This window comes from Chryseobacterium ginsenosidimutans (assembly GCF_039536845.1).
In the GTDB taxonomy this organism is placed as follows: domain Bacteria; phylum Bacteroidota; class Bacteroidia; order Flavobacteriales; family Weeksellaceae; genus Chryseobacterium; species Chryseobacterium ginsenosidimutans_B.
Genome location: NZ_BAAAZJ010000003.1, coordinates 948,305 through 969,896 on the forward strand (window position 1 = coordinate 948,305; position 21,592 = coordinate 969,896).

The 21,592-nt window shown below is 33.5% G+C and carries 22 protein-coding genes; 11 read left to right on the forward strand and 11 right to left on the reverse strand.

Annotated elements, in window-relative coordinates; translation table 11 throughout:
* Window positions 1–484: 484 nt before the first annotated feature.
* The 4 genes from ABD745_RS04390 to ABD745_RS04405 all read left to right on the forward strand — a co-directional run bounded on the left by ABD745_RS04390 (window position 485) and on the right by ABD745_RS04405 (window position 2,525).
* Window positions 485–817, forward strand: a complete 333-nt coding sequence (locus ABD745_RS04390) for a HopJ type III effector protein (RefSeq protein ID WP_344825808.1) — start codon at window positions 485–487, stop codon at window positions 815–817.
* Between the two features lie 45 nt (window positions 818–862).
* A complete protein-coding gene (locus ABD745_RS04395) occupies window positions 863–1,195 on the forward strand; it encodes a hypothetical protein (RefSeq protein ID WP_344825811.1) in 333 nt (110 codons plus the stop codon).
* Window positions 1,196–1,307: 112 nt separating this feature from the next.
* Complete coding sequence (locus ABD745_RS04400) at window positions 1,308–2,327, forward strand: helix-turn-helix transcriptional regulator (protein WP_344825814.1); 1,020 nt, start codon at window positions 1,308–1,310, stop codon at window positions 2,325–2,327.
* A gap of 60 nt (window positions 2,328–2,387) precedes the next feature.
* Complete coding sequence (locus tag ABD745_RS04405; RefSeq protein ID WP_344825817.1) at window positions 2,388–2,525, forward strand: hypothetical protein; 138 nt, start codon at window positions 2,388–2,390, stop codon at window positions 2,523–2,525.
* A 61-nt stretch (window positions 2,526–2,586) separates the two neighbouring features.
* Here the strand turns inward: ABD745_RS04405 and ABD745_RS04410 are convergent, their stop codons facing one another.
* Together ABD745_RS04410 and ABD745_RS04415 are read right to left on the reverse strand one after the other, a co-directional pair.
* The gene (locus ABD745_RS04410; protein ID WP_344825820.1) at window positions 2,587–3,771 is read right to left on the reverse strand and encodes a DUF1501 domain-containing protein; all 1,185 of its coding nucleotides are present in this window, start codon (window positions 3,769–3,771) and stop codon (window positions 2,587–2,589) included.
* Window positions 3,772–3,876: 105 nt separating this feature from the next.
* Window positions 3,877–5,259, reverse strand: a complete 1,383-nt coding sequence (locus tag ABD745_RS04415) for a DUF1800 domain-containing protein (RefSeq protein WP_344825823.1) — start codon at window positions 5,257–5,259, stop codon at window positions 3,877–3,879.
* A gap of 292 nt (window positions 5,260–5,551) precedes the next feature.
* Between ABD745_RS04415 and ABD745_RS04420 the strand changes: the two genes are divergently transcribed.
* The 7 genes from ABD745_RS04420 (at window position 5,552) to ABD745_RS04450 (ending at window position 12,432) form a co-directional block, all read left to right on the forward strand.
* On the forward strand, window positions 5,552–6,115 hold the full coding sequence (locus tag ABD745_RS04420) for a hypothetical protein (RefSeq protein WP_344825826.1): 564 nt from the start codon (window positions 5,552–5,554) through the stop codon (window positions 6,113–6,115).
* A gap of 114 nt (window positions 6,116–6,229) precedes the next feature.
* A complete protein-coding gene (locus ABD745_RS04425) occupies window positions 6,230–7,279 on the forward strand; it encodes a glucokinase (RefSeq protein WP_344825829.1) in 1,050 nt (349 codons plus the stop codon).
* 154 nt (window positions 7,280–7,433) lie between these two features.
* Window positions 7,434–8,000 (forward strand): YceI family protein, encoded by a 567-nt coding sequence (locus ABD745_RS04430; protein WP_344825832.1) that lies wholly within the window; start codon window positions 7,434–7,436, stop codon window positions 7,998–8,000.
* A 78-nt stretch (window positions 8,001–8,078) separates the two neighbouring features.
* A complete protein-coding gene (locus ABD745_RS04435; protein WP_047402520.1) occupies window positions 8,079–8,708 on the forward strand; it encodes a YceI family protein in 630 nt (209 codons plus the stop codon).
* 86 nt (window positions 8,709–8,794) lie between these two features.
* Window positions 8,795–9,436 (forward strand): alpha/beta hydrolase, encoded by a 642-nt coding sequence (locus tag ABD745_RS04440; RefSeq protein WP_344825838.1) that lies wholly within the window; start codon window positions 8,795–8,797, stop codon window positions 9,434–9,436.
* 107 nt (window positions 9,437–9,543) lie between these two features.
* The gene (locus tag ABD745_RS04445; RefSeq protein WP_344825841.1) at window positions 9,544–10,887 is read left to right on the forward strand and encodes an ammonium transporter; all 1,344 of its coding nucleotides are present in this window, start codon (window positions 9,544–9,546) and stop codon (window positions 10,885–10,887) included.
* Between the two features lie 126 nt (window positions 10,888–11,013).
* Window positions 11,014–12,432, forward strand: a complete 1,419-nt coding sequence (locus tag ABD745_RS04450; RefSeq protein ID WP_344825844.1) for an L-serine ammonia-lyase — start codon at window positions 11,014–11,016, stop codon at window positions 12,430–12,432.
* A gap of 485 nt (window positions 12,433–12,917) precedes the next feature.
* Here the strand turns inward: ABD745_RS04450 and ABD745_RS04455 are convergent, their stop codons facing one another.
* The 9 genes from ABD745_RS04455 to ABD745_RS04495 all read right to left on the reverse strand — a co-directional run bounded on the left by ABD745_RS04455 (window position 12,918) and on the right by ABD745_RS04495 (window position 21,570).
* Window positions 12,918–13,763, reverse strand: a complete 846-nt coding sequence (locus ABD745_RS04455; protein ID WP_344825847.1) for a prephenate dehydrogenase — start codon at window positions 13,761–13,763, stop codon at window positions 12,918–12,920.
* 287 nt (window positions 13,764–14,050) lie between these two features.
* Window positions 14,051–16,339: a cation:proton antiporter gene (locus ABD745_RS04460; protein ID WP_344825850.1), complete on the reverse strand. Its 2,289-nt coding sequence runs from the start codon at window positions 16,337–16,339 to the stop codon at window positions 14,051–14,053.
* A 94-nt stretch (window positions 16,340–16,433) separates the two neighbouring features.
* Window positions 16,434–16,823 carry a hypothetical protein gene (locus ABD745_RS04465; protein WP_344825854.1) on the reverse strand — a complete coding sequence of 130 codons (390 nt, stop codon included), beginning with the start codon at window positions 16,821–16,823 and terminating at the stop codon, window positions 16,434–16,436.
* 110 nt (window positions 16,824–16,933) lie between these two features.
* The gene (locus ABD745_RS04470; RefSeq protein WP_344825857.1) at window positions 16,934–17,644 is read right to left on the reverse strand and encodes a LytR/AlgR family response regulator transcription factor; all 711 of its coding nucleotides are present in this window, start codon (window positions 17,642–17,644) and stop codon (window positions 16,934–16,936) included.
* On the reverse strand, window positions 17,622–18,392 hold the full coding sequence (locus ABD745_RS04475) for a histidine kinase (RefSeq protein WP_344825859.1): 771 nt from the start codon (window positions 18,390–18,392) through the stop codon (window positions 17,622–17,624). The genes ABD745_RS04470 and ABD745_RS04475 overlap by 23 nt, the downstream gene beginning before the upstream one ends.
* A 267-nt stretch (window positions 18,393–18,659) precedes the next feature.
* Window positions 18,660–19,031 (reverse strand): hypothetical protein, encoded by a 372-nt coding sequence (locus ABD745_RS04480; protein ID WP_344825863.1) that lies wholly within the window; start codon window positions 19,029–19,031, stop codon window positions 18,660–18,662.
* Window positions 19,031–20,224 (reverse strand): NAD(P)-dependent oxidoreductase, encoded by a 1,194-nt coding sequence (locus ABD745_RS04485; protein WP_047400538.1) that lies wholly within the window; start codon window positions 20,222–20,224, stop codon window positions 19,031–19,033. The genes ABD745_RS04480 and ABD745_RS04485 overlap by 1 nt, the downstream gene beginning before the upstream one ends.
* Before the next feature lie 70 nt (window positions 20,225–20,294).
* Window positions 20,295–20,702: a tRNA (adenosine(37)-N6)-threonylcarbamoyltransferase complex ATPase subunit type 1 TsaE gene (gene tsaE / locus ABD745_RS04490; RefSeq protein WP_344825867.1), complete on the reverse strand. Its 408-nt coding sequence runs from the start codon at window positions 20,700–20,702 to the stop codon at window positions 20,295–20,297.
* 256 nt (window positions 20,703–20,958) lie between these two features.
* Window positions 20,959–21,570 (reverse strand): transglycosylase domain-containing protein, encoded by a 612-nt coding sequence (locus ABD745_RS04495; protein ID WP_344825870.1) that lies wholly within the window; start codon window positions 21,568–21,570, stop codon window positions 20,959–20,961.
* Window positions 21,571–21,592 lie beyond the last annotated feature (22 nt).

The following is a 21,592-nucleotide window of genomic DNA, read 5'->3' on the forward strand; positions in this document are numbered from 1 at the left end:
ACAGATATCTGCGCTATGAAATCCCGGGTGAATCGCATTTTTTGCCACAACAACTCCACCAACAGGAATCTGACCTTCCGGACCTGTCGGACAGGCATCGGGCATGATCGCACCTTCAATTAAAGTCGGAGTTTTCATCAAAACTTTCATCGTGTTGATTACCTTTTCCACGTTATCATTTTCGTTTTCGTGTTCAGCTCTGATGTTAATGATAAAATCTTTTGGATTTTCATGAAGCGGAATCAATTCCGGCTGTTTGAACTGCTCCAGATATTCTTTGATTTGAGTTTCATCCAAATTATTTTCGTTGATATGCACAATGGCTTCTTTGAACCATTTTGCTGATCTATATCCTAATTCTATTAAATTATTTCCGTTAAATTCCATGTGTTCTTTCATTTTGATAATGCAAAGTAATTGCTAAAGTGTGCAATGTTTTTGCGCAGATAAATTTATTTTAATTATTTTTGAAAAAATATTTAGAATGTTATTTGAACAATTAGAAAACTCGCCGGAAGAAATCAAGTTTAAAGATGTTATGGCTTTTATTGATGAGCATTATGATTTTATCCCGACAAAATTTACTAACGGAAACACAGTAAATGAAGCCAACCAGAATAACGGTTCTTGCAAAGTTTTCAGTTTTGCGAAGCTGAATAATTTGTCAAAAGAAGAGGTTTTACATCTTTTCGGGGAGTTTTACAGAGAAGACGTTTTGAAAAATCCTGAAGGAGCAGATCACCAGAATATCAGAAACTTTATAGAGTTCGGTTGGGATGGGATTTCTTTTGAAGGAAAAGCTTTGAAAAGAAAATAGATTGAGATTTGCTTAATTTTCAAAGAGAAAGCTAAAACTATAATGATGGAATACAGACAAGAAAAAATGTTTTGTAAAGGGAAATTTAAACTCATTACAGAATTAAATGAATTCAGAATGGCATTATGGATTAATGGTTTTGGACTGGAAAATGCATTGACAGGTGAGGAAATTATTCCAGTAATTTCAATTTTCAATCTTGATGACATTGAGGAGGTTAATGAAGAAGTTTTAAAAATAAAGTTTAGAATTTATCCAAATGGGTTACAACATTATGCAGTCGAAATAAATCCATTTTTGAAAAGCTTTGTATATGAAGACAAAATTTATTCAACAGACAATTTTTTAAAAACTATTACAGGAGAAGAGTGGAAGTAATCGTTTTTATAAAAAAATATACTGATATAACCTATTTTTTCCGGCTGGTGAAGTGTAAACTTAACTTTAAGTGTATTTCAGCCTTTATCTTATTAATTTAAAACTCAACAAGATGTCATCCAATAAAAACGCTTTAATTCGCTACAAAACTTTAGATAAATGTCTCAAAAACAAATATCGACAATACACCCTGGAAGATCTGATAGATGAATGCTCCGAAGCCTTGTTTGAATTTGAAGGCAAGGAATCTTTTGTCAGCAAACGAACCGTACAACTTGATCTGCAGAATATGCGCAGTGAAAAATTTGGGTATGAAGCGCCGATTGAGGTTTATGAAAGAAAATACTATCGATACAGCGATCCGGATTACAGTATTCATAATATTTCAGTAAATGAGAGTGATCTGAAAGCGATGAATAATGCCGTTCAGATCTTAAAGCAGTTCAAAGATTTTTCGATGTTTAAAGACATGAATGGAGTGATTCAGAAATTGGAAGATTCTATTCATGCGACGAACCAGAAATCCATCATTCATTTAGATAAAAATGAGCAGTTAAAAGGCTTGGAACATATTGATATTCTGTATGATGCTATTTTGAATAAAAAGGTCTTAAATATTACTTATAAAAGTTTTAAAGCCAGAGAATCAGATTCTTATATTGTTCATCCGCAATTGCTGAAGGAGTTTAATAACCGTTGGTTTTTAATATGTTTTAACAAGCAATATGTTTACAATTTGGCTTTGGACAGAATGGAAAATATTCAAATTGACGAAAATATTGTCTATATCGATAAAAATCTCGATGGCGACGAATATTTTAAAGATATTGTGGGAGTGACGGTTTCTCCGACGATGGCTCCGAGAAATGTTGTTTTCTTTGTTGATTCTTCGAATGCTCCGTATATAAAAACAAAACCTTTACACAAGAGCCAGGAAATTGTAAGTGAATCCAATGAGGGAACGGTTTTTAAAATCTGTGTTCAGTTGAATTACGAATTGGAAAGGCTTCTGTTGGGATTTGGTGAATCTTTGATTGTTCACAAGCCAAGAAAATTAAGAATCCGACTACAGGAAAAATTCAATGCGGCCAATAGAAATTATGAAAATCTTGTTATTGATGATGAAGATTAAAATGTTAATTAATTGTTATGGCTTAAAAATTGTAATAATTAATTCATAAAAATAAACGTTATGAAATCAAGAATATTAAAAGCCGTAATAGCTATTGTAGCACCTTTGGTGATTGAATTTATCGTCAAGAAAATATCAGAAAAACTGGATAAAAAACAACCGGAAGCTGAACCAAAACAACTTCCCGCATCTAATTAAAGTAGTTTAAATTTGAAATTATAGAAAGAGACTGTTCATTTTGCAACAGTCTCTTTTATTTTTAAACAAAATCATAAATCCCATTCTTCCAACCGAGGACTTTAGACGAATCCGCTTTCAGCCAGTTTCTAAGAACGGTTGCATATACTTTTCTGAAATCTTCGGTGTAAATTAAATCTCCTTCATTCAAATTAGTCAAATCCGGAAGTGCATTCAATAGTCCTTTTTTCTTCAAACCGCCACTTATAAAAAACATTTGGTTAGCTGTTCCGTGATCGGTTCCGTTACTGGCATTTTGGGCAACTCTTCGACCGAATTCTGAGAAAGTCATTAATAAAATATCATCAAAAAGTCCGTTGCTTTTCATGTCTGCAACAAAAGATTTTACAGCTTCATTAATGTCTCCGAACAATTTTTGCTGTCTTTCATTTTGATTGACGTGTGTATCGAAACTTCCGATCGATAAATAATAAACTCTTGTATTAATATCAGATTTAATTAAAGAAGCGACGGTTTTAAAGTCTTTTCCCAACTGAGAATTCGGATAGATTTGCTCGGTCTTTTTAGCTTTACTTTTTTCAAAAATGTAATCAGCATTATTGATTGTTGAACCCAAAGTCTGATATAAATAAGAAACCGTTTCGTCGTCATGATGATGGTCATACAATGATTTGAAATATTTTTCCTGACTTGTCTGATACAGTCTTTTTGGATCTTTAAAGGCAAAAGCTTTATTATTTTCACCTTTTAAAGCTAAACTCAGCATATCATCAACTTCCAAAGCCTGAGTCGGATGCTCACAGTTATAACATTCTTCATCCAAAAATCTTCCCAGCCATCCGGTTTCCAGATATTCGTCGCTTTTACTCGCAGAATGCCAAATATCCATGCTTCGGAAGTGGGATTTATCAGGATTCGGATAACCGACATTATTTAAAATTGAAAGCTCACCATTATCATGAAGCTCTTTAAAATAAGAGAGTGCGGGATTAATTCCCGTTTCGTCGTTCAACTGTAAAGAATCCTGGATTGCTATTTTATTTCTTTCTTTAAAATAAATGTCGTTTCGGGTAGGAATAATCGTATTCAGACCATCGTTTCCGCCTGTGAACTGAAGCACAATCAATATTTTTTGATTCGGTTCAAGCGCTTCATCGAATGTCATTGCTTTCAAAAAATTCGGCATCAGTAGAGATGCGGTTGCCAATGAACTTATTTTTAGGAATTCTCTTCTTTTTATTAACATAAAGTTAGATTTTAAGTGTTAGGATTTAGGGATTAGTTTTATAGTTTTTCAGAAAATATTTAAAGCATAAGTCCTAAAACCTGGTTCCTAAGCCCTCTCAACAAACTACATCAATTGATATTCTGGCGTTGACATTAGATTAATGACATTCATTTTCACACTGTTGTCCGAGAAATTTTTCACGGAACTCATATCCAGAGATTTTGAGTTTTGGATTAAATAATCCTCAACATTTTTTTCGGTAAACACCTTTTCAATTCTTGCCCAATCAATTGTGATATTAGGATTTTTAAAACTTTTCGTCAATGTATTTGTATTGTTTTTTAAACCCATATCCAAATCATCATCTTCTTTTGGACGGTAATCGAGCGGTCGTAAACCCGACCAGATCTGAGGAATTTGTAATCTCAACATCAAAGTAGAGCTGTCGATCCATGATCTTCCGTTTGGCCATCCTGCAACATTTGGAGGATAAAGTAGCATTTGACCTAATAATTTCTGATAAACGATAAGATTTTCCGGATTTTGAATATTCATCGGAAGGGTTCTCATCATTCCTGCCATTAATTCTATTGGTGATTTTATCCTGTTCCCAATATTTTTTTTATCATAAAACCATGAGCTGGAAAAAATCTCCATCATCAGCTTTTTGATATCATAATTGGATTGGTAAAAATTCTGGCTTAACTTATCAACAATAGATTCATCTACATTTTCATTAACGAAAAACTTATAAATTTTAGTTGTAATAAATTTTGATGTTGCTTTTTGTTCAAGAATGATTTGTAAAGCATCGGTTCCTGTAAAGTTTCCTGTTTTTCCTAAAAAACTTTTTGAACCTTCGTCGTGAAGCTTTTTTCTTTCTACAAAATTTCCTTCTTTATCATAACCCCAACCTGTAAAAGCTCTTGCACCTTCTCTGATATCTTTTTCGGTATAATTTCCTCGCCCCATTGTGAAAAGTTCCATCACTTCACGAGCAAAATTTTCGTTGGGATGATCTTTTTTATTTTGTTGATTATTTAAAAAGTTCAACATTGCCGGAGCCTGACTTACTTCAAATAAGAGGTCTTTGAAATTTCCCAATGCATTTTTTCTGATTACATTTAAAATCTGTCTGTTGAATTTAGGATTTTGAACTCTCGACGCAAAATGTCCGTGCCAGAAAAATGCCATTTTTTCTTTTAATTGCTCTTTGCTGTTGACCATTTTATCGAGAAAATTAAGATTGAGCTCTTCGTTTTGCTCACGGTTGATCTTCTGCATTTCCTTTTTCTTTTCAGCAGGAGCTTTATCATTCATATAGTCGACAGTTTCTACAATATCGGGTGTATCATAATTAATATAAATAAAAGTTTCTTCTTTAAATAAATCAGTAATTAAACTTTTAATATCCTTCTTATGAAGATCTTCAAACTGGTTGATTCCCGCGCCAAAACCTGCGCGCCAGAGAAGATGTTTATTATTGATGAGTGATGAAGTTGTCATGTCAATACTTTGTTTTTTGATGAATTTGGTGTAGAAAGGTTAAAATAATAACGGGTTAAGAATTGTTAATATTGCTTCAAGCACTATGCCGCATCAGCGATTTTTAATTAAAAATATTGAAATATACCATTGAAAAGTGTGTTTTTATTAAACAATCATTTAAATTCTAACTAAATTTAATCAATTGATAGTCATTATTTTGTGATTTTAATCAATGTTAAAATTAAACAGAAGGCTTTCCTTGGCACGATTTTTACATCTTTCAGCTTAGTAAAATTAAAAAATCAGAGTTATGAAAATGTTTAAACAAGCAATTTTATTTGCCGGAATTTTGACCGCAGGAGCATTGAGTGCACAAAGCGCACAAATGAATAATATGATTAAGGTAGGAGCAAATGTTGGTTTAGCAGTTCCTTCTGATAATACTTCTATGGCAGTAGGTGTGGATGTAGCTTATCAGAACCTTATTACTCCTGGCTTCGGTTTAGGTATTGCAACAGGGTATACTCATTATTTTGGTAAAGAAAATAACGGATATGATAATAACGATGTTGGAGTAGTTCCTGTAGGTGCTTTGATTAGAATTTATCCGAAACAAACAGGATTTTATTTTGGTACTGACTTAGGATACGGATTTTTGGTTGGTGATGATAAAGTGGCGACAAACTCTACACTTGACAGACCCGACGGTGGTTTTTACATCAAACCGGAGATAGGATATCACAACCAGAGTTGGAATTTCTTTGTGCAATATCAGAAAGTATTTGTAGGAAGCAAAGGAGATTTGCCGAATCAGGACTATAATGTGGGAAACATTGGAGTCGGATTTTCTTACAATATTCCATTAGGGAAGTAGTTAGATTTAAATATAAGCAATTATTAGCCAAACCTTTTCTGTTTTTTGAGAAGGTTTTTTATTTCTAACGAAAATTTACGAAAAGTATTATTATATTTGATAAAATTTGAGGTTATGATTTTAAATCCAAAATTTCCACTTTATTTACCGGGAGTAAACAACGGGAACAATGATAATGTATCTATCATTGGTGCAAACCTTCGCGAAGATATTACAACTTTAGGCTATTTTGTTTCTAGTAACGGAGGTCTTGAGATTAAAATCCAAAATAATTATCCAACCAAAGAATATGCTTCTTTTGCAGATATTTTAAAAAAGTTTATTCAGGATAATCAGCTGGAGAATGTGAAAAGACTGGGAATGGCAGTTCCCGGACCTGTAATCAACGGGAAAAGTCACCCTGCGAGATTAGGCTGGAGTCTTGATGTAGAAGAATTTAAAAAAGATTTTGAATTTGAAAGAATAGATATGCTTAACGATCAGGAAGCTTCAGCTTACGGTATGGCAATTCTGGAAGATGCAGATCTAGATCCTATCTACACAAGTGGTCATCTTGAAAACGGAAATGTAGCAATTTTAGCACCCGGACATGGATTGGGTGAAGCAGGATACTTCTTCGACGGAAAATATTTGAGACCGTTTGCAACGGAAGGAGGTCATTCAGAATTTTCTCCGAGAACCAACGTTGAGGTTGAGTTTTATCAATTTTTAAATAACATCTACGGAATTGTAAGTTGGGAGAATGTTTTGTCTAAAGGAGGTTTATTCAATATTTACAGATTCTTAAGAGATGTAAAAAGACATCCTGAACCGGAATGGCTGTCTGAAAAACTGACAAACGGAAACTTTGTTCAGGAAATTTATAAGGCAGCTGTTGAAGAAGATGTATTGATCTGTAAAATTGCATTAGATACATTCCTGGAATTCCTGGCAAGAGAAGCCAATAACCTTACTTTGAAGCTGAAAGCAACGGGAGGTTTATTAATTGCCGGAGATATTCCTCAGGAAATCAGAGAATACATTAATAAAGATAAATTCTACGAAAAATATAAGATCAGTGATAAAATGGAAGAGATGTTGAGAAACATTCCGATCTATCTGATTAAAGATAAAAATACAGGATTGAACGGTGCGGCGCTTTATACCGCTTATTATCAAGACTAAAACTTAAACTCCGAAGAAATTCGGAGTTTTTTATGGGATAATATTATTTATGAAAATAATTGTTTTTATTGATGTACATCAATGAAATCTATTAAACAAGTTGACTACATTTGCATCAGTAAATAATAAAACAAGTAAATAACTTTTATTCAACATGAAAAAAATATTTTTATTAGCAGTTTTAGCTAGTGGTTTAGCATTCGGACAATCAAAAAAAGTAGTTAGTTCTGATGTTCAGTGGTGGGGTTACAAGATTGCAAAATCTGAAGCAAGCTCTCACAACGGTACTGTAAAAGTAAAGTCTGGTGATATGGTAATGAAAGGAAACCAATTGATTGGAGGTTCTTTCGTTTTAGATATGACTTCTATCACTTCTACAGACCTTACAGGTGAATATCAACAAAAATTGAACGGTCACCTTAAAAACGGAGATTTCTTCGAGGTTGAAAAATTCCCTACTGCAACTTTCAAAATTACAGGTATTAAGAAGAACAACGATAAAGTTTACACTTCTTTAGTAACAGGAAACCTTACAGTAAAAGGAAAAACTAACGCAATTTCTTTCCCTGCTAAGATTTCTTATGCAAACGGAGCAGTTAGTTTAGTTTCAAACAAATTCACGATCGACAGACAAAAATTCGATGTTGCTTACAAATCTACAATGCAGGATGTTCTTGTGAAAGATGATATGGATTTGCTTGTAAAAGTAACAGCAAAATAATTTAATCAAAAAAAGATTGTTAAAAGTGTAGAAGTTCTACACTTTTTTTTATTTTTGTTGAATTGTAAATAAAAAAGAATGAAAAGATTACTATTGTTTGCTATGGTGTGTGTAAGCATGTCATTTGTTTTTGCTCAAAAGAAAGGAGATAAAGTGGTAAAGGTAACATCATCAGAGATCAGATGGTGGGGTTACAAGGTTGTAAAAACGGTTGCTTCGTCGCATTCCGGAACAGTAAAGCTGAAAAGTGGAAAATTCACTTTCGATAAAACCGTTTTGGTAGATGGTGAATTTGTAATCGACATGAAGTCTATCATGGCGGGTGATGTTTCTGATGAAGATCAGGTAAAATTAACGGATGACCTTAAAAGTACAAACTTCTTCGAGGTTAAAAAATTCCCCCTTGCGAAATTCCATTTAACGAAAATTATTCCTTTGGCAAACAGTGAGTTCAACTCTACGGTTTACGGAGATATTACGATTAAAGGAGTGAGAAAAACAATTACTTTCCCTGCAAACGTTTATATTACACAGTTTACAGTAGTGATCGAGTCTGCAAAATTCTCTTTAAACAGAAGAGATTTCAAGGTATTCTATCAGTCTTCATTGAAAGATTATTTCATCAAAAATGAAATGGATATCCAGTTTAAGCTTTCAACTGCAGTGTTGGATAACGAAAATAGAGTTCCTGTAAAAAAGAAAAAATAAGACATTAGGTCTGTTTTGATAAATTTAAAAGAGCAATTTCCCTGTGAAGTTGCTCTTTTTTTATTTGATTTTTTTATTTTAGTAATATGAAAATTTATGTAGTAAGCGGTCTCGGTGCAGATTTCAAGGTTTTGGAAAAAATTCAGTTTCCGGAACATCATGAAATTGTTTTTATTGATTGGCTAATTCCCGATCAGAATGAAGAATTTCCGCAATATGTAAAAAGAATGGCCGAAAAAGTTGATGTTTCAGAGCCTTTTTATTTACTCGGATATTCTTTTGGCGGAATCATGGTTCAGGAAATAAATAGATTAAAACCTGCCCAAAAAATCGTGATTCTCGGAAGTATAAAATCCGACAAAGAAAAATCACGTTTAATAAAAACCGGACAAATTACAAGAATTCCTAAAATATTACCAATACGATTCTTCAACGAAAAAACTACAAATATATATTCTGTTGTCAGAAAATTCTTTGATCCGAAAAATCCTAAGGTCTTACAATATTTCATGGTAAGAGATCCTTATTATTTAAAATGGTCCATCGAAAAAATATCCGAATGGAAATTTGAAGAAAATCCTGATGTTATCCAGATTTTAGGCGACAGAGATATTGTGTTTCCTGTAAAAAACTCCAAACCTGATTTTATCATTAAAGGAGGGACTCATTTATTTCCCATCATGAAATTTAAAGAAGTATCTAATATTTTAAGGGGTGTGTTAGATTAAATGTTAATTTATTTTTAAATTTAATTAAAATTAAAGGGGTTTTTATTAAAATAATTATTGTTTTTAAAAATTTATGCTTACTTTTGAGGGGGTAAAGCGTAAAATTCATGAAAGTAGGTTTAAAATGGATCGTCTCATTTTCTATCATTGCATTAGTTGCAGTTGGTGGATTATTCTGGAGTCCCATTGTAGATTTTCCGAATACCGGAGAATTTTTGAGTGAAGATAAAATTGTAGGAGCAGATGTAGCCTGGATTCTCGCTGCTGCAGGTCTTGTTCTTTTGATGACTCCCGGTTTATCCTTTTTCTATGGAGGAATGGTCGGGAAGAAAAATGTAATCTCTACAATGCTTCAAAGTTTTATTGCTTTGGGAGTGATCTCCATTTTGTGGGTGGTGGTTGGTTTTTCTTTATCTTTCGGTGATTCCATTGGTTTTACAATTAATGGAGAACATTACGGAATCATTGGAAATCCTTTGAGTTATCCGTTTTTCAGCAGAGTAGGAGTATTACCGCATAAAGCAATGGCTTCTACGATTCCTTTTATACTTTTTGCTTTATTTCAGATGAAATTTGCGGTGATTACACCGGCTTTAATTACAGGTTCATTTGCTGAGCGTGTACGTTTCATCTCTTACCTTTTATTTATGGTGCTTTTCAGCCTTTTCATTTACACACCGCTTTGTCACATGGTTTGGCATCCGGACGGACTTTTAAATAAATATTTCAGAGTTAAAGATTTTGCAGGAGGTACAGTTGTTCACATGAGTGCCGGTTTTGCGGCGTTAGCAGGAGCTTTGGTTGTAGGAAACAGAAAAAAACCACATCATGAGCCTTCAAATATTTCTTATGTCATATTGGGAACAGGAATGCTTTGGTTCGGCTGGTTTGGTTTTAATGCAGGTTCTGCGCTTAGTGCCAATGCAACGGCAGCAATAGCTTTTGGAACGACAACGATAGCTTCAGCTTCAGCGATGATGACCTGGATATTTTTTGACAGGATAAACGGAAGAAAAGTTTCGGCTTTGGGAGCTTGTATAGGTGCGGTTGTCGGTTTAGTGGCAATAACTCCGGGATGCGGTTTTGTTTCAATTGCAGAAAGTCTTTTCATTGGTTTTGTTGCAGCTATTGTTTCTAATATCATGATGAATTGGAAGGCTTTAAAGAAAATTGACGATACTTTGGATGTTTTTGCCTGTCACGGTGTTGGCGGAATTATGGGAATGATTCTGACGGCAATTTTTGCTCATGGTGAAAATGCAAGCCTTCTTCACGGCGGTTTGGAAGTGTTTACTCATCACATGATCGCACTACTCTTGGTATCGATATTTACTTTTTTCGGATCATTGCTTTTATATAAAATTACAAACAGAATCATCACATTAAGAGTTTCGGAAGAATCTGAGGAATTGGGACTTGATATCTCTCAGCATGAAGAAAGTCTTTGCTAAAAATAGTTATCTACAAGTGTTCATATAGTTTTAATTAGAAAGCCGGAGCTGATTTTTCATCTCCGGCTTTTGCATTTCGATTTATCGTGTATCTTTGTGTTTAGGAAAAAATGAGGAATTTTCTATATGGAATCAATATCAGTTTTTGAGATTATTAAGGTAGGAATAGGTCCGTCGAGTTCACACACGATGGGACCCTGGAATGCAGCTTCTGCATTTATCAGAATTATAAAAAGAGAAAGATCAATTGCTGAGGTAAAAGAGGTTTTCCTTGAATTTTTTGGCTCACTGGCAAAAACGGGTATCGGTCACGGAACTGATATCGCAGGAATGCTTGGTTTGAATGGTGAAGATTTTAAAACGATCAACACTTCAAAAATTGATGAGAAAATAGAAAAAATAAAAACTACTCAGATCCTTAATCTTGGTGGAGAAAAGGAAATTCCTTTTGTGTATGGACATCATTTGGTGTTAAACATGCAGAAATCCCTTGATTTTCATCCCAACGGAATGATTTTTAAAGCTATTTTTGAAGATGGAACCGAGCTTATTCAGGATTTTTACTCTGTTGGAGGTGGTTTTATTGCCAGTCAGGAGAAAAATTCTATTGAGAAAGAATGTGTGAGAACACTTTATCCTTGTCATCACGGTTCTGATATTATAAAATATTGCGAGAGATTTGGTTTTAAAAGGTTTTCAGATTTAATTTTAATTAATGAAGAAAGCTGGAGAACGCAAGAAGAAACGAGGAAGGAAGCACTTTATATCTGGCAGCAGATCAAAGAATGTATTTATAAAGGGGTCAATAAGGAAGGAATCCTTCCCGGTGGCTTGAATGTTACCCGAAGAGCAGCCGGAATGAACAGAAAATTATTAGGCGAAAAAATTTATAAAAATAAAGATGAATGGTTTCAGCAGGTTGTTGAAGCTGAAGAAAATTTCACCAATATTAATAAATGGATCGCCTGTTTTGCACTGGCTGTAAATGAAGAAAATGCAAGCTTCGGAAGAATTATCACGGCTCCGACCAACGGTGCAAGTGGTGTAATTCCGGCGGTTTTAATGTATTCTCAGGCTTTTACAGATTTTACAAGTGAAGATGATATTGTAAGATTTTTACTCGTTGCAGGTGAAATCGGAACTTTATTCAAAAAAAATGCAACAATTTCTGCAGCAATGGGTGGTTGTCAGGCGGAAATCGGTGTTTCATCGGCAATGGCAGCAGCAGGTCTTACGGAAATTCTTGGTGGAAGTGTCGGACAGGTCTTAATGGCGGCAGAAATCGCTATGGAGCACCATCTGGGCTTAACTTGTGATCCGATCAAAGGATTGGTTCAGATTCCTTGTATCGAAAGAAATACAATGGGTGCCATAAAGGCAATTACAGCAGCAAATATCGCATTGGAAAGTGATCCTTCAAAAGCAAAAGTAAGTTTGGATCAGGTTATTCAGACCATGTGGGAAACAGCACTTTCGATGAGTGACAGATTTAAAGAAACTTCCGAGGGCGGATTGGCGATTGCGGTGAACGTTCCGGAATGTTAAAGATATTCATAATAGAAAAATCCTCAGATCAATAACGACTGAGGATTTTTTATTAAGATAATATTAAATTCTTTTTTGATAACAACAAGACTAAAAAATGATTAGAAATAAAAATGTATACTGGTTTTATACTTTAAAGCTAATTCAAACATTTTAAAAATCACGACTAATTTTTTAACGCAAAGCTTTAATTCAATGTTAATTTAATTGAAGTGAGCAAAGATGAATCAACAAGTTGATTTGATGAAGCGCTGTTCTCATGCTTCGCGAAGCAAATTTTATTTGCCTTTGCCTTCTAAAAATAATGAGGAATGTAAATATAATCTTTGCGTTAAAAAGAACAATGGATTCCGTTTGAAAAGGTCCTAAGTCTTTCGAGACAAAAAGCTTTCACTTTTAAGAAAATATAAAAACCATATTTTAAACAGGCTCTTAATTATTCAAATTGTTTTAAAATATTTGCTTCAAGACAAAGGAAAATGGAATTACTTATCCAAAATTCCTCTAATCTTATTAGCATTAGAAATCAATTCTCCTAAATATTCATAATTCTCCTTTTCCAAAGCGGCTTTGAATTTTCTTAACTGGGAAATATGCTCATTCAAAACATCCAGAACGTTTTCTTTGTTTTGTTTAAAAATCGGAACCCACATTTCAGGATGGGATTTTGCGAGACGAACTGTACTCGAAAAACCTGAACTCGCCAATTGGAAAATCGTTTCTTCCTCACGCTCTTTTTCTAAAACAGTATTCGCTAAAGCATAAGATGTGATATGTGAAATGTGTGAAATATAAGCAGTATGAAGATCATGATCTTCTGCATTCATATAAATTAAATGCATATCTAAGCTTTCAACAATTTTTTCAACCAATTGTAGAGCATCAGCAGCAGATTGCTCTTTATTGCAGATCACTCCCGCCTTCCCGGAAAAACTGTCTGAGATAGCAGATTTCGGACCATTGTTTTCCGTACCCCACATCGGATGAAAAGCAACAAATCTTGATCGTTTCGGGTGGTTCTTTACAGCATTTACAATTCCTGCTTTTGTAGATCCTGCATCCATTACAGTTTGATTGTCTGAAACTAAATCCAAAACAGTGGGCAATAATTGTCTCGCAGCATCTACCGGAATCGCAACAATTATCAGATCTGAATTTTTAATTCCGTATTCCAGATCAACTTTTGCATCAATTATTTTTAGGTCTAATGCTTCATTGAGGTGTTCATTGCTGTTATCAATTCCATAGATAAAATCTGCGATGCCCTTTTGTCTTAATTTTAAAGCTATCGAGCCTCCGATCAACCCTACACCTATAATACTTATTTTCATCTTTTAAATTTTTAAAATAAAAAACCCCGCCCAAGGACGAGGTTTTTGTTCTGTATATAAGAAATCCTTATCCCAAATCTGAGTTAAAAATTCCGTAATAATATGCTTTGTTATTTGTAATCACCAAACGAAGGTATGAATTTTTTTTTAATTGAAATAAAAAAATGAAAAGTGAATTTTGCAGTCAGGTTTTATTTTTTTTTGAATATGAAATTAACTTTATTGTAGAATCAAGTTTGATATTTCACTTGAGTTGCAAAATTCACAATTCACTCTTAAAAACAAATTTATGGGTTTGAGATAATCAATGTTGAAGGAATATCCGATAACCAAAGGCTTTTCGTATCGATCAGGTTTTTCCAGCTTTTGCTGCTGATTAACATTAAGTCTTGTGAATTAAGGAATTCCTTTTCGATCTTTTTCTCGTTATATAAGGTGATATGATTGGGTGCAACTTGTTCTATACTTCTGATGAGTTCTTTCACCTCAATATTATTTCTGATCTGTCCTGCAACATCCAGAATTATAATTTGTGAATTGTTATTATTGATCAGTCTTTTTGCATATTCAAGCAAATAAAAATCGCTTAAATTGAAGATAGGAACGAAAACTCTGTCCGCAGAAGTAAAGTTTTTTTCCACCAAAACTCCAACAGGAATGGTTGCTTTATCCAAAACCTGTAAAGTCGCATCATCGAAAGGAGAGTTGTTGAAAATATTTCCTTTTCCTTTTACGGTATTTAATAATTTTTCAGGATTAATGATTTTTGTAGTAAATCCTAGTAATCTTCCCAGTAAGCTTCCTTCATACATCGATTTTCCAAGCATGATTAAAAGAAGATCGTAATTCCCTTTGTTGGTAATATTCGTCAGATCATTTTCAACGTCTGTTGAAGCTTTGAAAAGGGTGGTGACTTCAAGCTGAAGCTCATGCGAAGTTTCAATTACATTTTTAAACTGTTCTTTTTCAAAATCATCGATATCAAAAGCGTGAAGTTCGTCAACAGGAGCAATATTCATGGCGGTTACACTTTTATTGCCATTCATTTTATGGGTGAGATTATTTGCAAGTTTCAAGAGGGTACTTCCGGATTTTGCCGTTTCGAAAGATACAAGAACTCTGTATTTTGCATCATTATCATCATCCTGTTCATCTTCTATCATTGATTTTTTTCCTTTAAAAAGATAATTAATAAGGTCGAGACAAGGTCCTGTCATAAAAGTTGTAAAAAGTGCCATGATAACCAACATAGCAAATAATTCAGGACCTAAAACTCCCAAATCGTAACCGATATTCAGTACGATGAGCTCGGTAAGCCCTCTTGTATTCATTAATGCGCCGATGGTAAGACTGTCTTTCCAGCTTAACTTTAAAAATTTTGCTGCAAGTGCGCTTCCTACAAATTTTCCTGTAACGGCAGTTAGAATAATGAATCCTCCTATTTTCCAAAGATGAGGATCATTCAGTAATCCGATTTGAGTTCTTAATCCTGTAAAAACAAAGAAAAGCGGAAGTAAGAGAACCAATGCAACATCTTCTATTTTTTCTATGAATAGATTTCTGAATTTTACATTATCAGGCATAATTGCACCTGCCATAAATGCTCCAAAAAGAGCATGAATTCCGATAACTTCTGTTGCGTATGATGAGATAATCAATATTAAGAAAAATACAGCAACCAATGCTTTGCTGATGAAACCTTTTCCTTTTTGAGATTCGGCGATTCTGATAAGGAATGGTCTCACCGCTTTGATCATAATGAAAACATACAGTATTGCCATCAGAATAACGAATACCGATCCTGAAAAAGATCCGGCTTTTACAACAGCAATAACGGCTGCCAAAATACACCACGCTGTAATATCATCTGCTGCTGCACAGGTAATAACGACGGTTCCTATTTTTGTTTTGTGAAGATTTCTTTCCTGAACAATTCTTGCCAAAACAGGAAATGCGGTGATACTCATCGCAATGGCGATAAATAATGCAAATGAACTGAACTGAATTCCGTCCGGTGCAAATTCTTTATAAATAAAATATGAAAGCCCGACTCCTAATGCAAAAGGAATAATAATACTTGCGTGACTGATCACAACTGCATCGTGCGCTTTTTTTCTTAAAACACTTAAATCCAGTTCCATTCCGACAATATACATGAAGAGAATCAGGCCGATCTGGCTCAGGAACTGTAAGTTGGGAAGAGATTCTTTCGGGAAAATAAAGGCTGAAAGCTCCGGAAAATACAATCCGAAAAGTGATGGGCCAAGAACAATTCCGGCAATCATTTCACCGATTACGGAAGGCTGTTTTAGTTTTACACAGATCCACCCAAACAGTTTTGCCACCATAATAATGGTAACGATCTGAGCAAGAAGGAGGGCTAGAGGGTGGTGAAGATTCGTCATGAAAGAATCTGCAAAATTCTCCCACATTGTAGAGCCTGTCGCTTTGCTTGGAGTAATGTTTTCTCCTATTTCTAATGTTTTTCCTTCAATGAAAAACCAATACATTAAGCATGAAAAAAATGCAATTGTACTGATGTAAAAAATAATATTTTTATATTTCCCCAAGTTCATAATTCCAATATTTTTGCAAAGTTGATAAGAATATAATTATGGTAAATGTTTTTTTATTCGAAATGTAACAAATGTCACGAATAATGTAATGAAACTACTTAAATGAATAACCTAGTCCGACTCCCATTTTCCAGACTCCGTTTTGTATAGAAGTTTTGGTGTTGTAATAGAATGGAAGCTGCAGTGCAATTTTTTTGTAAACTATCGTCAAACCGGCTCCGAGATTCGGTGTAATCGGGCTGTTTTTTGTTCCTTCCGATTGGTCTTCCTTGATTCTGAGTGAAGGAAGCATTCCTAAAATTACTTTTAAATCTTTGCTTTTAAAACTGATATTCGGACCTGTAAAATTAATAAAAGCTCCATGATCCACATATCCTGCTACAATAATTCCATCAAAAAAAGACGCTTTGATTTTAGAATCAGTTTCCTGTGAAAAGCAGAGTCCGGATATGAGAATTCCGCATGCATAAAGAAGTTTTTTCATTTATAAAACAATTTAATCGGGCGCAAAAGTACGTCGACAAAATAGCTTTAAAAAGATGGATGTAATGAAACTGCTGAATTCTGCAGTAAAAGGATTAATGTTTGAAAAATCTATTTTCCAAACCTCTCCATTAATGAGTTCTTATAAGACTCTCCGATGTGCAGCTTCAAAAAATTCTCGTTTTCTGTGGAGATTGTAGTAATAATTTCGTTGGTTGAAAAAACTTTGATGGAAGATAAAGCAATAATCTCTTTTTTATTGACCTGCGCAAAATCTTTTGACGGAAGCATTTCCAGGAGATTTTTAAAATTTAAATTTTTCAGAACGATATTTGTTCCGTCATTTAGGATAATATCTTTATCACGGCTATCGATTTCTGAGGTTTTGATGTAAGCAATCTGATCTGTAAAAATAATGGTTTTACCAATGTTTGTGTTCCATTCGATGATGTCTTTTTTCTGTGGAGTCTGAAGTAATTCCGCTGCTTTTTCGAATGCCTGAGTCAGTCTTTCTTTTTTGATAGGTTTTCTTACATAATCGACTACATTTAAGTCGAATGCTTCGGCCGCATATTCTTTGTAAGCGGTTGTGAAGATGATTTTCTTTGAACCGGAAATTAATTCAGCAACCTGTAAACCGTTCATTCCGGGCATTTCGATATCCAAAATACAGACATTACAATCAATATTTTCAATTTCGCTTAAAAATATTTTAGGATCGTTGAATGCTTTTACAACTTCTACATTGTCAATTTGTTCGCATAGAAGTTTTAAATAGCTGATTGCCAGTAATTCGTCATCAAGAATAACGCATTTTATCATAGAATTCTCCTAAATTGATTGTTAATTCTGCCGTGAAGATACCGTTTTTTGAACTTTTTTGAAGCGAATAAAAGTTATTGTAAATCATTTTCAGTCTTTGATCCAGCGACTGACTTCCGAAACCGCTTTTCTCTTTTTCCAACATATTTTTCAAGGAAGCTTTGTTGCTTACTTTCATCGAAAATACACCTCCTTCAAGTTCCATCTGGATGGAAATAAACGAATCCTGTGCCAGAAAATCTGTGTGTTTAAAGGCATTTTCAATGAGATCAACAGAAATTAAAGGAGCAAAAACTTTCTCTTCGAAAATTTCGTCTGACTTATTAATTTTAGATTTGATTCTGAAATCAAAAAGCGGGTTGACCTTGATTTTATTAATTTCAATTAAGCTTAAAGCGAAATTCAATTCTTCTTTTGGACTTACGAATTTGTTGTTGCTTTCGTATAAAATATAATCCAGAACATTTGCCAGTTTATCAAGCGACATATACGTCTGATAAGCGTGAGACTGAACAGAATTCAAAATATTTTTAAATAAATGCGGATTCAATTTTGTCCCGATATGTTCTAGCTGAACTTCATTTAATCTTTGCTGGATGATTTTGTTAGCTTCGGAAAGTTTAGCATTTTTTATCTTAAATTTCTGATTTTGGCTGAATAAATAAATGCTTACCGTTAAAAAGAAGAAAATAGCAAATACTCCAATGAATATCAGATAATCTTGAATCATATAGTAATTGCCTTCCATTGGTTTAAAATGTTTTTATTCTTTCTTTTTAAACGTTTAGTATTAGCGATGTCATGCTGAGCTTGTCGAAGCGTCTCAGTAATTTTATACTTAACCTTATTTAATTTTAACCATTAAGAATATTTAAGTTATTAATTAAGAAAAATATCTAAGATATTTTATAACGTGTCTTGCTCTTTAATTGACAAAGTGAAACTCTTAATTATTCTTTTAAGTAATATCTAAACTTCTTAATGTTTAAAATAAAAATAAATAGTTATTCTTATTTTATTTCAATTTTTTCAAAGAATTCAATGTTACATTTTCCTCACACTTTTCGTATGTGATTTCGTAAGTAGGATTGTTTTCCGGGTATGTTAAAAGATAATCAGGGCAAGGCTTTTTCTGCGCGTGACTTCTGTCGAAATCTATTTTTCCTTTTGTAATAATACTGTCTTTCAAGAATTTTTCATTGATTTTCAATGTATTCATTTCTGTTTTGAAATTTTCAGAATACTTAAAATCTTTGGAAAGTGTTTCGGCAATAACACGGCTGTTTGGAAGGTAACCACTGCAGCTAGCTCCTTTTTTATTTAATACAAAAAATACAATAGCAAGTCCCGGAATAAGTCCAATTAAAAAGAATTTGATTTTTTTCATTAGAAAATTAAAAGATTGATATCATGATAAGTAAGTCCGAAACGGTCGCAGATAATTTTTTTTGTATGTCGTCCTTTGTACATGTAAAGACTCTGTTTCATTTCATTTTTGCGAACCAGCATGTTTTCGAAACCGCCTTCTTCGTCGTAGTTTAAAATGTAGGATAAAAAGAAATTAGAGATGGCTTTTGTTGTCGTTCTCGGCATTCTTGAGGTAAGATTCGGAAGTCCGCAATGGATTACACCGTGTTTGATAATGTATGGATCTTCCATGGTTGTAAGTTCCGAAGTTTCGATTACTTTTCCGTTGTCGATGGTGATATCGATGATGACGCTGCCTTTTTTCATTTTCATAACCATTTCTTCAGTTACGATCGGTGTCATATTTAATCTTGGAAGTGCTCCGATTACTACGTCTGCACGTCTCAAAGCTTTGCTTAATTCTTTTGGATCGATAATCGATGTAGGAACTCTGCTGTCAACCAAGGTGTGAAGTCTTCTCAATTTTGAAAGTGAATTGTCGAAAACTCTTACACTTGCTCCCAGACCGATGGCTGCTTTTGTCGCAAATTCGCCAACGATTCCTGCCCCTAAAATCACAACTTCTGCTGGTCTTACTCCTGTGATTCCGCCCAACATTAAACCATTTGATAAGGCTAATAATTCAGAAGCGTATAAAACAGAAACTGTTCCTGCAATTTCACCGATTAATCTTACTAAAGCCAGTTGTTTATATTGATCAACAATGAATTCGAATGCAATGGCATTGACTTTCTTCTCTGCCAGTTTTAAAAAATAATCTTTATCTCTTAAGTTAATCTGAAGCGCCGAAACCAGATAAGTATTCGGTTTCATGTAGTCGATTTCTTCTTCTGTAGGAGGGTTTATTTTTAAAATTAAATCCTGCGCGAAAGCTTCTTTCGGATCGTTCGTAATTTTCGCACCAGATTCAGAATACAACAAATCTGAAAAGAATGAACCTTGCCCGGCTCCTGATTCTATGATGATTTCATGACCATGCTCTACCAAAACCTGTACTGCATCGGGTGTGATACAAGCTCTTCTCTCATTCAGACAGGTTTCCTTTGGTACTCCTATGCTGAATTGTTTTCCTTTTTTGATGATCTCCAGTTTTTCTTCTTTCGGCATCAGTTCCTCTTCGGTAAAAGGAGTAAAAATATTTGTCGTACTCATCCTTTAAATTAATTAGATTCTTACAGATAGTTATTTTACAATCGAATTCAAGAGCAAAGATACATAATATTTAGTCGAAAGTGATTTCTCTGTTATCTCCGGTATTGATGATATTCATTTCGTGGAACTTAAGCCCGTAAAGCTCCTCTTCATATACTTCCGGCCATTCGATAATGCAGAGAAAAGCATTGTCAAGATACTCTTCAATGCCGATATCATAGACTTCTTCGAGGTTTTTTAAGCGGTAAAGATCAAAATGATATATTTTTCCTTTTGGTGTATTGTATTCATTAACAATAGAATAAGTCGGAGAATTCACTTCATCCTGACTTTCTAAATTTTTAAGCAAAAACTGGGTAAAAGTGGTTTTTCCTGCGCCAAGATTTCCCTTTAATAAAAGAATATTGTGTTGTAATTGCGAAATGACTGTCTCGGCTATATTTTGCCAGTCTTCAATATGATGAATTGTGAACTGCATTTTTAAGCAAAGATAATTATTTGCATTAAAAAATTCGTGAGTAAATTATATCAAGTAATCTTATTGATTTAAAATCATGCTTAATAGATATATTTAAAGGGTAACCTCATTATTTTTTAATCAGAGTTAAAAAGTAAATGAGTAATTTAAATCAACCATCAAAGGCATTATTTTCTGTTTATTAGTGTTTATGAATAATAATTAAAGTAAAAGCCATGGTGATTAAAATATACTTAATCCTTATTTTCGTAAAAAATTAATTGTGGTTATTTAAATTTTTCAGATACAGATTATAAAAATGATAGGCTCTTGTTTTTGCTTTTTCAGGATTTCTGTTTCGATTATACTTTACAGGATTTTCATAGAGCGCTAAAATTTCTCCCATTTCTAAAGGTTGCAGATCTTTAACTTCTTTATTAAATAATGATTGGGAAATCTTTACTGATCCTTTTCTGTCTTCTAAAAAATCAAAATGATTGAAATTAAATTCTAAACAATCTTTCTGACTGTAATTGTTTTCTAAAAATCTTGCCAAAATAAATTGATCGATTTCTTTTTTATGTTTGATCTCTAAAATTGGAAAAAGTCTGTAAGCCATTTGGTTACATGGGCATTCTTTTTTTGGAGATTGAGATTTTGATAAAGCATTAAACACATAATTCCAAGAATTGGAAGATAAAGAGTTTGGATAAACCGTGTTATAAAAATAGGTGAAATTTTCCGGAAGTTTTTTACTGGCTCTTATGTTAAATGTTATTATTCTTTTGTCATAATCATTAAGAATAAATTTTCCTCCAAACTCAAGATACAAAATGAATAAAGTTAAAGCTGTAACGGCTGCAATGAAAATTCGTCTGAAATATTTCATATTCAAAAGGTAATGGTTATAA